The 10684-nt window shown below is 64.6% G+C and carries 12 protein-coding genes and 1 pseudogene; 4 read left to right on the top strand and 9 right to left on the bottom strand.

Annotated elements, in window-relative coordinates:
• From L288_RS43710 to L288_RS41765, 3 genes and pseudogenes are all read left to right on the top strand, one after another.
• Window positions 1-161, top strand: a pseudogene (locus L288_RS43710) (transcription elongation protein SprT); the annotation flags it as partial.
• 121 nt (window positions 162-282) lie between these two features.
• On the top strand, window positions 283-918 hold the full coding sequence (locus L288_RS41770) for a nucleotide-binding protein (RefSeq protein ID WP_004213364.1): 636 nt from the start codon (window positions 283-285) through the stop codon (window positions 916-918).
• Entirely contained in the window at window positions 918-1202 is a 285-nt protein-coding gene (locus L288_RS41765) for a ribbon-helix-helix domain-containing protein (RefSeq protein ID WP_013038654.1), read from the top strand. Before L288_RS41770 ends, L288_RS41765 begins: the two co-directional genes overlap by 1 nt.
• Window positions 1203-1230: 28 nt before the next feature.
• Here L288_RS41765 and L288_RS41760 read toward each other — a convergent pair whose 3' ends face one another.
• From L288_RS41760 to L288_RS41715, 9 genes are all read right to left on the bottom strand, one after another.
• Window positions 1231-2334 (bottom strand): replication initiator protein A, encoded by a 1104-nt coding sequence (locus L288_RS41760; protein ID WP_004213366.1) that lies wholly within the window; start codon window positions 2332-2334, stop codon window positions 1231-1233.
• A 1056-nt stretch (window positions 2335-3390) separates the two neighbouring features.
• Window positions 3391-3852 carry a hypothetical protein gene (locus L288_RS41750; protein WP_013038681.1) on the bottom strand — a complete coding sequence of 154 codons (462 nt, stop codon included), beginning with the start codon at window positions 3850-3852 and terminating at the stop codon, window positions 3391-3393.
• A gap of 37 nt (window positions 3853-3889) precedes the next feature.
• Window positions 3890-5551 (bottom strand): type IV secretory system conjugative DNA transfer family protein, encoded by a 1662-nt coding sequence (locus L288_RS41745; protein ID WP_013038680.1) that lies wholly within the window; start codon window positions 5549-5551, stop codon window positions 3890-3892.
• A 6-nt stretch (window positions 5552-5557) separates the two neighbouring features.
• Complete coding sequence (locus tag L288_RS41740) at window positions 5558-6274, bottom strand: SIMPL domain-containing protein (RefSeq protein ID WP_013038679.1); 717 nt, start codon at window positions 6272-6274, stop codon at window positions 5558-5560.
• The gene (locus L288_RS41735; RefSeq protein ID WP_013038678.1) at window positions 6271-7206 is read right to left on the bottom strand and encodes a HEPN domain-containing protein; all 936 of its coding nucleotides are present in this window, start codon (window positions 7204-7206) and stop codon (window positions 6271-6273) included. The genes L288_RS41740 and L288_RS41735 overlap by 4 nt, the downstream gene beginning before the upstream one ends.
• Window positions 7203-7487, bottom strand: coding sequence for a hypothetical protein (locus L288_RS41730; protein ID WP_013038677.1), 285 nt, complete (start codon window positions 7485-7487; stop codon window positions 7203-7205). Before L288_RS41730 ends, L288_RS41735 begins: the two co-directional genes overlap by 4 nt.
• Window positions 7484-7759, bottom strand: a complete 276-nt coding sequence (locus L288_RS41725) for a hypothetical protein (RefSeq protein ID WP_013038676.1) — start codon at window positions 7757-7759, stop codon at window positions 7484-7486. Before L288_RS41725 ends, L288_RS41730 begins: the two co-directional genes overlap by 4 nt.
• Window positions 7752-7988 (bottom strand): conjugal transfer protein TraD, encoded by a 237-nt coding sequence (locus L288_RS41720; protein ID WP_013038675.1) that lies wholly within the window; start codon window positions 7986-7988, stop codon window positions 7752-7754. The genes L288_RS41725 and L288_RS41720 overlap by 8 nt, the downstream gene beginning before the upstream one ends.
• A 37-nt stretch (window positions 7989-8025) precedes the next feature.
• Window positions 8026-8331 (bottom strand): conjugal transfer protein TraD, encoded by a 306-nt coding sequence (locus L288_RS41715; RefSeq protein WP_013038674.1) that lies wholly within the window; start codon window positions 8329-8331, stop codon window positions 8026-8028.
• A 176-nt stretch (window positions 8332-8507) separates the two neighbouring features.
• Between L288_RS41715 and traA the strand changes: the two genes are divergently transcribed.
• Window positions 8508-10684: Ti-type conjugative transfer relaxase TraA (gene traA / locus L288_RS41710; RefSeq protein ID WP_021240123.1), on the top strand; the 2177-nt coding region annotated here is incomplete at its 3' end.

The raw sequence follows: 10684 nt of genomic DNA, 5'->3' as shown, positions 1-10684 counted from the left end.
AAACCCGGATGCTCAAATGCGAGTGCGCGACGTGCGGCTATACCGTCAGGACCGCGCGCAAATGGTTGGAGCTGGCCGGAGCGCCGCTTTGCCCGATCGAGGATCACGGCCAGATGCAGCATGAGCCGCTGGACGATGACGAGGCCGAGCCGGAGGAATGATGCGCCGCGCTTTCGTCAGTTCAGATTCAGCGCCGCCCTATCGTCATTTCAGCGACGATAGGGCTTTCCCTCTCGGTTCACCGCGTATACAAGTATAGGACTATACGTGTAGGAGTGTAGCATGAAGGTTCTCGCCATTCTCTCACAGAAAGGGGGCGTCGGGAAAACGACGCTCGCCACCTGTCTGGCGGTCGCGGCCGAGCAGGCCGGCAAGGTCGCTGCGATCATCGACCTGGACCCGCAGGCGACGGCCTCGTTCTGGAAAGACGTGCGCCAGCTCGACACGCCCGCCGTGGCGTCGATTCAGCCGGTGCGCCTGCCCGCCATGCTCAAAGCCTGCGAGGATGCCGGCACCGATCTTGTCGTGATCGACGGGGCGGCGGTCGCGCGCGACGTGGCCTATGAGGCAGCGCGCCAAGCCGATTTCATCCTGATCCCGACCAAGACGGCCGTATTCGACACCATGAGCATGACGCACACGCTCGACGTTGTGCGCCAGCTCGACCGCGCCTTTGCCGTGGTCCTTACCTTCGTGCCCCCACAAGGTCAGGAAACCGGCGATGCGATTCAGGCCGTGGCGGAGCTGGGCGCGACGGTTTGCCCGGTGACGATCGGCAACCGCAAAGCCTTTTTCCGCGCCCAAGCCGCAGGCCAGGCCGTGCAGGAGTTCGAGCCGCACGGACCAGCGGCCGACGAAATCCACCGGCTATACGAGTATACAACTATACGCCTATACAATGAAGCGGAGGCGGCGTGATGGCGAAGGGCGGAAACAGTCTGCAAGCGGTGCTGAACCGCGCCAAGGCGGACGGAGACGCGGCCCCGGCACCAGCGCCGGCGATCGAGCCGGTAGACGTGTCCCGCAAGGCCCCGCCGAGCGGCCGACAGGGGACCAAGTTGATTGGCGGGCATTTCCCCCCGGAGGTCAGCACACAGCTTCGTATTATCGCGGCCGAGGAAGGGACGACCGTTCAAAGCCTGCTAGGCGAGGCGCTGGACGACCTGTTCGTGAAGAAGGGGAGGGGGCGCATCACCAGCTAGTATAGGTGTATAGCTGTATACGCCTATACTAGCGCAAGGGGGCGGTCTTGTGCTTGTTGCGGCAGAAGCCGATGAAGGCGGCGCGGGGGCTTTTCAGTTCCGGCCGTCCGCTGTCGATCCACCATGACACCCATTGGTCATAGAGCGCATACACGTCATAGCCAGGCGCAACGCTCTTGGCGTCGTGGAAGCCTTCGGGGTCGATATAGGGCCGTTCGGGTTCCGCCTCGATCGCCTCGACCGTATCCAGCGCCTCGCGATTGCGGAACGTGACCGTATCGCCGTTCATTTCCACGGCATAGTCGGGCAGATGATCGTGCGCGACGAGATCGCGCAGCATCGAGCGGAACACGCGCAGATGGCTACTCGCGCCAGTCTTTTTCTGTAGCGTTTCGACCGAGATCGACCATTTTTCCTGCGCGCCGCAATGCTTGCGCGCCAGCTCGTAGATGCGCCGTTCGAGCGGCTTGCGGAGACGGAAATAGTCGCGGTGCAGCGTCAGGACACTGCGCCCCTCGACCATCTTGAACAGCCAATCGGAGAGCGTGACCTTGATTTCCGACATTTGGCCGGAGCGGGTTTGCCGCACGATCCGCCATTCGTTGATGAGGCCGAACCCTTCGGTGATTTCCTCGCCATCGGCCTTGATGTTCGTGGTGATCCGCGTCCCCGACAGGCGCTCGAACGCGCTCCGCAGTCGGTCATAGCCGTCGCCATCGGTTTGCCGGTTGGTCCACACTAGCAGATCGCGCGCCGTGAGGTGCAAGGTGCGGCTCGGCCGCTCGCCCTGGTTCATCTTCCCGATGAGCTGGGAGATGCAGTAGATCAGAATATCCTTGTCGTGGATCGTCGCCAGCCCTTTGACGCTGGGGACGATTTCGAGCTTGTTGCCGTTATGCTCGTAGCGGAACACGCGCCGATCGGGCTTGGTCGCGAGCGAGAAAATCGGATGCTCCATCGAGGCCATGTCATCCTTGGGGATGGCGTCGAGAACATCGCAAATGAACAGATCGGGATCGGGATAGCGAACCGGCAACAGGGGAGGGCGACCCTCCGCGCCGTTCGGGGTTTCGTTGACGGCAAGCGGAAGTTCGGGGTTTCGTTGACGGTCAGGCTCGATTCGGGGTTTCATTGACGGCCACCGTAGATTCGGGGTTTCATTGACGCAACGAAAAAGTTCGGGGTTTCATTGACGCTCGCCGACGATTCGGGGTTTCGTTGACGCAGATTCGGGGTTCTGGAGTCACCGGATTCGGGGTTCCGTTGACGCCCAAGGCCAAAAAATGGCCGATTTCACTATTATATTCAGTATCTTACGGAGACGCCAAAATCCCGTAACACGACTCTTTAACCCATATATTAACACTAGGCCGCCCTGTGGATAACTTTTGCCGCGACGTGGTTTCACCCACCAGCATCCCGCCAGATCGGACAACCTGTCCCGGAAATCGGGACAGAGGCAGCGCGACTCACTGGCGCAGTGCTTGAAGCACGGTCAGAGGGAAGAAAAGCGCCGCCTCTTGGGGGCTTCGCCCCCGCCGGCTCGCGGCCTGCGGCCGCCCCGGATCGCTTTGCGATCCTCCCACCCGGCATCCCCCATGATGAGCCGGCTTCGCCGGCACGCTTTTTGTTGGATTAGGGATCGTTTAAACGCTGCGCCCCTGCCGCGACCACAGCGCCAGCGGCACCGTCGCAATTGGCTTTCCAGAAAAGCCAGGCGGATAGGGCAGCGATCAAGCCGAGAGGGCAGGGGAGGCGGAAACGTCGCGGCAGGGGCGATTTCCGGGCCGCTGGGCGTCATTCTGAGCGTTCGGCAGGGTTGGAGAGGTCGAGCGCCCGATGCCGCTCTACGGGCTTCCTAGGCGGCCGATTTTTTGGAAGCTAGATCCTCGCACGATCGCGCGCGACGACACGGAAGTGCGTTTTATGGACGCTAGGGCTGAAAAACGGCAACATCGGGTCCGAGCGGCCGCGATCGGCGCGGCGAGCTTCAAGATTTGTGCGCCAGACAACGATTTCGCGAACCTGGCCCGATCATCGTTGCGGGAGAGGGCGGAATCCTACGCTAAGAACCGGCAGGGGAGGGCGCGGAAAGTCCGCTAAACAACGCCCAGGCCGAACAGACGGCGAACTTGTATATTTGTATACGCCTATACATTCGCGCCCTGTGGCGCGTGGTGCTATCGCTTCAATTCAGGACGGGTTTGTCGTCGGCCGATGGATCAGCGTGGAAAAGGCCCTCCATCGGATTGTCGCGAATATACTCGCCGCCTTCGGCAAATGCCCGGAGAGGATCGTTGCCCTTCATGCGGCCAGCGGTGATTTCGCGTTCGGTCACGCGCAAAAGCACGGCCTTGTCGATCTGCCCGTCAACCAAACTCTCCTGGCGGAGCATGAGATGGTAAGTCGAAAGGTTATCGGCCAGAAAGCCGATGATCTGAGAGCCTGGGGCTTGTGCCTTGGCCAAGCCTTCGGCAGCGATGTTGGTCAACGCAATGTGCATACTTATCAGGCGGACACGGTTAAATTCGTCGCGCTCGACAGCGTGCAGTTCTATCAGCTCATCGACCAATGCTTGTAGGTCACAGCCCGGCTCGCCGATGCTTTTCATGAATCGATCGGCAAATTCCTCAAATCGTTCATTAGGCATGGTCGAAATACCTTGTGTTTGAGACGGTTTAAACGCTCTACACCTTGTCGAACTTCCCCGCGAACTCGCGATCGGCGAAATAGCGTAGCTTGGCGGCGACGATCGGCCGTTGCCCCGCGAGGAACAGGAGCTGCAAATCCTCGCGCAGCGTGCGGACCTCATCGGGCGTGAGCAAGGGGCGGCCGACATGCTGCGATCCGAACGATATGCCGGTCTCTTCCGCGTCGATCGCGCGGCTCATGCTCTCGAACACGACCGTTTCCTGGCCGAGCAGATCGGAGACGAGCTTGGCGCTGTCGTGATCGTTGACGCCGAATATCTGCAAGACGCCGGCGTTCGACAGGAAGGTGCCGGCGCGGCGCTCGTAGAGCGCGCGGAGCTGGTGAACGTCTTGCAGGATCGGCCAGAGCTGGATGCCGTAGCCGGCCATGAGGCCCATAGCGCGCTCGACGGGTTCGAGGCGGCCGAGGGCGGCGAACTCATCGAGCAGGAACAGGACGGAGCGGGCAGGGGAGGCCGGCGCGCGCGCGAGATCGGTCAGCCCTTGCGCGAGCATCAGGCGCAGCCAGCGCGCATAGGTGGCGAGCCGATCGGGCGGCAGCACCAGATAGACGCTGGTAGGCTGCGCCTTCACATCGGCGAACGTGAAATCCGAGTGCCCCAGCACCGCCGTCATGCGCGGGCTGTCGAGAAAATGGGTATGGCGCTGCGCGGCCGACAGCACGCCAGCGGCTTCGCGATCGGACTTGCCGAGGTGGCGATTGGCGGCGCGGGCGGTGAGGCCGCCTTGCGCCTGCATGGCTTCGAGCTGGGCGGCGAAGGCTTGCGGAGCGAGGGTGAGCCGGTCGCGCAGCGTGGCAAGGGTTCGTGTGCCCGCCGGCTCCTGGCAAACGATATGCAGGATCAGGCCGGCGATCAACGCCTTGGCTTCCTCGTTCCAATGCGCCTCGCCCGCTTCGCCGGGGGCGTCATAGACCAGTGCGTCGGCCAGCGTCATGCAGTCGTCGGCGAGATCGAGGCCGGCAGGGTCGATACGATCCAATGGATTGAACGCGGCCCCGACCATGCCCGTTACGCCGAAGGGATCGAGGACATGGACCGGGCCGAAGCGTGCGCGATAGTGGGCGGTGATACGCGCGTTCTCGCCCTTGGGGTCGATGCAGACGACCGGGCCGGGATAGTCGAGCAGGTTGGGGATGATGGTGCCCACGCCCTTGCCGGTGCGCGTCGGCGCGATCGTCAGCAGATGGGCGGGGCCGGCATAGCGCAGCGGCTTGCCCGATTTGCGGTCGCGGCCGATCAGCAGGCCGTCGCCATTTTGGGCGAGGGGGCGCGTCTCGCGATCGGTGGCGAAGCGGGCCGAGCCGTGGGTATCGTCGCCGGCAGGGCCACCATAGCGCAGGATCAGCGGTTGGAAGAGGGCGCGCAGCGTGACCAGGATGATGACGAGGAACGTCAGCATCATGCCGAGCTGGTAGAGATTGGAATCGCGAGCCAGGCCGAGCAGGGAGGCGAGGACGAATTGCATCCCGCCGGCCAGGACGATGCCGACGATCAGGAACAGGATCGCGGTGCGAAACAGATGGCGGATGAGCGCGAGCGGGCTAAGGGTCAGCGCCGTGATCGCCCAAATCGGTTGCTCGCGCGCGAGGCGGGCGAGGTTGCGGATCGCGCGGCCGAGCTGGCGGAACCATTCCATGCCGGATCACTTCGCCGCCAGGGCGAAATCCACCCGCACGGTCACGATGTTCATGTTGGTCCCCGCCATCACCGGGGGCGCTGCCTGTGGCACGACTGTCGGGGGAGCGGCGATGCGGGCCTCCATGTCGGCCATTTGCGGCATATAGCCGCCCTGGCCGCCATCGCTGATCGCCAGCACGCGCGTAACGCGCAGGTTGGCGGCGGCGGCATAGGCATCGGCCTTGGCGCGCGCGGCCTTGTAGGCGGTGCCATAAGCGCCGAGGTTGGCCTTTTCGGGATCGGCGACCGAGAGATTGGGGCCGGAGACGATGTTGGCCCCGGCAGCGGTGACGGCGGCGAGAGCTTCGCTCACCCGTTTGTTGTCGCGGACCCGCACGGCGACGCTGTTGCTGGCCTCATAGCGGCCCTTGTTCGCGCCATAGTCGATCCGGTTGACCGAGAGGTTGCGGGTCTGAATATCCCGCGCCGGAATGTCGAGCCTGGCGAGCGCGGCGGTGATCTTGTTCATGGTTTCCGCGTTGCGGGCGCTGGCGGCCTGCGCGTCGGCGGCGATGCTCGACAGGCCGGCAGTGAACAACGCCTGATCGGGGGTGGCTTCGGCGCGCCCCGTGCCGGTGACGGTCAGCACGGTTTCGTCGCGATCGACACCGCGAGGGTCGGGCGCAGCGGGGGTGCAGGCGGCGAGGCCGAGCAGGGGCGTGAGGAACAGGGCTGGTTTCATGGCAATCCTCCTGGGTCGTTTTTGGTGTCGATCGTGGCGAGATGTTCGGCGCAGATCGCGGCGGCGATCGTGTGGAAATGCCTCACGCGCTCGACGAGCCAGGCCAGTTCGTCGGGGGTGATTTCATAGGCGTGGGAATAGCGGGCCTCGACATAGGCGCGCTGCAACTGTGCGAAATGGCGGCGGGCCGCGCGAGTATCGCGCGGCCATGCTTCGATCAGCCGGGGGTCTAGATTTTCGGCGAGCGAGCGCAGGATGCCGAGACGGTGCGATTTGGGCGCGTAGAGCGTCAGGACGAGCAGCACGGCATTGTAAGCCCGCTCGACGGCCTGGTGCAGCATGAACGCCGCATCGCGCGGCACGCCGTCGGCGATGCTGTCCTGGGCGAGCTTGAGCGCGTGCGCGGCGAGCGGGAACCAATGGTCGCGATGGCGCAGGGCTTCGGCGTGGCGTTCCTGCGCGTCGAGCTGGCGCGGCATGGCGAGGCCCTGTCCCGGCGCTTCGTAGAGGGCAATGCCATCGCGGGCTATGTCGGCAAAGAAGGGACGGCCGCGCGCGAGCTGGTCATTTACGTCCATCAGGGAATGGACGATGAAATTGACCGGCGTTGAGAGATGGCGGGTGACGGTCAGCTCGCGCACCAGATGATCGTCGGCGACCGCCCACCATGTTTGCAGATCGGTGAAGGTCTCGGAGTTGACGACGACGAGAAGGTCATAGTCGGAGATGTAGCCGCTGGCGCGATCCTCGACCCAATCGCCGCGCGCGTAGGAGCCGAACAGGATCAGCTTGAGGATGCGGCCGCCCTTGCGTTTGTCGGAGAGCTTGGTTTTGACGGCATCCTCAAATTCATCGAACAGGACGCGGGCGACCCGTTCCAGTTCGCGGCGCTTGGCGGCGGGAAGATGATCGAGATCGGCCCGCATCGTCATCCGATCGTTGCCGGCGTGATCGCCAGCGCCGGGTCCGCGTCGGGATGATCGAGCAGCTTGAGGACGATCGCGGTGGCGAGGGGAGGGGGGACAGCTTCCGCGCGCAGCATGTCGAACAGGGCGTGTTCGTCGGCGTCGAGGTCCATGCCTTCGATCGCGAGATTGGCGCGGGCTTCGGCATCGCCTTCGCGCCACATCGCGACTTCGGCGGGGGTGCCGCGCACATAATCGAGCGCGCGGACCTGGGCGCGGATCGCCCCGATGTCGAGGGCGCGCGTCACGGTTCCTGTCCTTCGCTTGCCGGCAGCGCGATATGGGTGATGCCCGGAGCGGCGGCGATTTCGTCCACCAGGCTATCGACGGTTTCCATGCGGTGACTGGGCCAGTCGCGCGAGACGGTGACATAGCCGGCATCGGTCTGGACATTGATGGTCGCGGTGGCGGGAAGCAGATCGAGCAGCGAGGCGAGCTTGTCCTGAATGTCGGGGGTGATCCGGTCGATTCCCGGTCCGACCATCAGGAGCTGCCAGGAGAGGCGCGACGTGTCAGTCATGGGCGTTTCCTTCCGCGTTGTCCTGTCCTTCCGCTTCCGCGTCGAAGGCCCGTTTGCCGCGCCGCTTCCAGAGCGCGAGGGCGTTGCCATCGCCTTGCGCGCGGGCGGCCAGATCGAGCATCGCGCCATAGAGCGTTGCTCGATCGTCGTCGGTCAGTTCGACGAGCCCGGCTTTCTGGACGAGGCCGCCCAGCTCTATGAGATGGCGGGTGCGTTCGCGACGCTGCACGACCCATCCTCTCGTATCGGTGCGGCGCTTGGCGGCTTCAACCCTGTGCCTCGCCTGCGCCAGCTTGGTTTCCGCCTTCGCCGTTGCCGCCAGCGCGTCGCCCAGCCTTGCGCCCGCGTCCTTGAAAGAAGGCCGCGCCCCGCGAGCGCCACGCCTCCCTTTCCTCCGCGTCGGCCGATTCCACGGCGGCGAGCAGCGCACCGGCGAGCGTGTCCAGATCGAGCGCATCGGCCCCGGTCCCCGTCACCAGCTCGCCGAGTTGCTGTATCTTCTTCGCCTTGATAGACTTGGCCTTGTCGCTCAGTGCCCGCAATTCGGCGTCATAGTCGCGCGTCTTTCGCATCATTCTCTCCCTCGCGCCCGTCGAACAGAAGCCGCACAGTAGCATGATCGCGCTGGCAGGACAGCGGTTCCGAACAGAAATACGGTGAAGTCAATCACGCGAACGGCAGTGAGTGGTGAGTGCGCGCTTATAGGTCGTTGCCGACCTGCGCTAAGAAAGGTAAGTTTCGTATCGTCATGGCAATCTACCATTTCTCCGCGAAAGTCATTGGCCGATCCAGTGGATCGAGCGCCGTTGCGAGCGCGGCCTATCGTGCGGCGGAGCGGCTGCACGATGACCGACTCGGGCGCGATCATGATTTCTCGAACAAGGCCGGCGTCGTCCATTCGGAAATCATGCTGCCCGAAGGTGCGCCGGAGCGTTTAAACGATCGCGCGACCTTGTGGAACGAGGTGGAGGCCGGCGAGAAGCGCAAGGACGCGCAACTTGCCCGCGAAGTCGAGTTCTCGATTCCGCGCGAGCTGAACCAGCAGCAGGGCGTCCAGCTCGCCCGCGAGTTCGTCGAAAAGCAGTTCGTCGAACGCGGCATGGTGGCCGACCTCAATGTGCATTGGGACATGGGCAAGGACGGCCAGCCCAAGCCGCACGCGCATGTCATGTTGTCGATGCGTGAAATCAGCCCGGACGGCTTCGGCAAGAAGGTAGTCGAGTGGAACAGCACGGCGCTCCTGAAGGAGTGGCGCGAGGCGTGGGCCGACCATGTGAACCAGCGCCTTGCCGAGCTGGATATTGACGCGCGGATCGACCATCGCACGTTGGCGGCGCAGGGGATCGACCTTGAGCCGCAACACAAGATCGGGCCGGCTGCATCGCGGATGCCCGAACAAGGGCTTGAGGCCGAGCGGGTCGAGGACCATGCCCGGATCGCGCGCGAAAATGGCGAGAAGATCATTGCGCGGCCCGAGATCGCGCTGGACGCGATCACGCGCCAGCAGGCGACGTTCACGCGGCGCGACCTGGCGCAGTTCGCGTTCCGGCACAGCGACGGCAAGGATCAGTTCGACCAGGTGATGAGCGCGGTGCGGACCTCGCCCGAGCTGGTGGCGCTGGGGAAGGACGGGCGCGGCGAGGATCGGTTCACGTCGCGCGACATGATCGACACCGAGCAGCGGTTGAGCCAGGCCGGCGATCGGCTTGCGGATCGGGCGGGGCATGGTCTCTCGGCGGCGTCTCAAATGGGGGGGCGAGACACCGCCGAGAGTGGAAGCCTTGCGCTGGGAAGCCAGCAAAAGGACGCCCTGGCGCATATCACCGGCAAGAACGACCTGGCAATCGTCGTCGGCTATGCCGGCACCGGCAAATCGACCATGTTGGGCGTGGCGCGCGACGAATGGGAGCGCGCCGGCTATCAGGTGCGCGGCGCGGCCTTGTCCGGCATCGCGGCCGAGGGGCTTGAGGGCGGTTCCGGCATCCAGTCCCGCACGATCGCGAGCATGGAATATCAGTGGGACCAGGGCCGCGAGCTGCTAGGCCCGCGCGACGTGCTGGTGATCGACGAGGCGGGCATGATCGGCACGCGCCAGATGGAGCGCGTATTGTCCGAGGCCGAAAGGGCCGGCGCGAAGGTGGTCCTTGTCGGCGATCCCGAGCAGTTGCAGGCGATCGAGGCCGGGGCGGCGTTCCGGTCCCTTGCCGAGCGCCACGGCGCGGCCGAGATCAGCGAGGTTCGCCGGCAGCATGAGGACTGGCAGAAGGACGCCACGCGGGCGCTGGCGACGGGCAGGACCGGCGAGGCGATCCATGCCTATGCCGAGCATGGCATGGTCCACGCGGCCGAGACGCGCGAGGCTGCGCGGGCCGAGCTGATCGACACATGGGACGCGCAGCGGCTTGCCGATCCCGAAAAGACGCGGATCATCCTCACCCACACCAATGCCGAGGTTCGTGATTTGAACCAGGCCGCGCGCGATCGGCTGCGCGAAGCCGGCGAGCTGGGGCAGGACGTGCGGATTTCGGCCGAGCGGGGCGCGCGCGAGTTCGCGACCGGCGACCGCATCATGTTCCTGAAAAACGAGCGCGGGCTAGGCGTGAAGAACGGCACGCTGGGGAAGGTCGAGCGCGTGTCGCCCGACAGCATGGCGGTGCGGCTCGATGATGGCCGACAGGTGGCGTTCGACCTCAAGGACTATGCCCATGTCGATCATGGCTATGCCGCGACCATCCACAAATCGCAGGGCGTGACGGTCGATCAGGGGCATGTGCTGGCGACGCCGGGGATGGACCGCCATGCGGCCTATGTGGCGCTGTCGCGGCACCGTGAGGGCGTGCAGCTCCACTATGGCCGCGACGACTTCGCCGACGATCGGCGGCTTGTCCGCACGCTGTCGCGCGAGCGGGCGAAGGATATGGCGTC

The sequence above is a fragment of the Sphingobium quisquiliarum P25 genome, assembly GCF_000445065.1.
Lineage (GTDB): Bacteria > Pseudomonadota > Alphaproteobacteria > Sphingomonadales > Sphingomonadaceae > Sphingobium > Sphingobium quisquiliarum.
This window is presented reverse-complemented; position numbering and strand designations above follow the sequence as displayed.

Bases quoted from the DNA above. Each gene is read 5' to 3' on its own strand.
- L288_RS41770 (WP_004213364.1), top strand. From the start codon at position 283: ATGAAGGTTCTCGCCATTCTCTCACAGAAAGGGGGCGTCGGGAAAACG.
- L288_RS41765 (WP_013038654.1), top strand. From the start codon at position 918: ATGGCGAAGGGCGGAAACAGTCTGCAAGCGGTGCTGAACCGCGCCAAG.
- L288_RS41760 (WP_004213366.1), bottom strand. From the start codon at position 2,334: ATGAAACCCCGAATCGAGCCTGACCGTCAACGAAACCCCGAACTTCCG.
- L288_RS41750 (WP_013038681.1), bottom strand. From the start codon at position 3,852: ATGCCTAATGAACGATTTGAGGAATTTGCCGATCGATTCATGAAAAGC.
- L288_RS41745 (WP_013038680.1), bottom strand. From the start codon at position 5,551: ATGGAATGGTTCCGCCAGCTCGGCCGCGCGATCCGCAACCTCGCCCGC.
- L288_RS41740 (WP_013038679.1), bottom strand. From the start codon at position 6,274: ATGAAACCAGCCCTGTTCCTCACGCCCCTGCTCGGCCTCGCCGCCTGC.
- L288_RS41735 (WP_013038678.1), bottom strand. From the start codon at position 7,206: ATGACGATGCGGGCCGATCTCGATCATCTTCCCGCCGCCAAGCGCCGC.
- L288_RS41725 (WP_013038676.1), bottom strand. From the start codon at position 7,759: ATGACTGACACGTCGCGCCTCTCCTGGCAGCTCCTGATGGTCGGACCG.
- L288_RS41715 (WP_013038674.1), bottom strand. From the start codon at position 8,331: ATGCGAAAGACGCGCGACTATGACGCCGAATTGCGGGCACTGAGCGAC.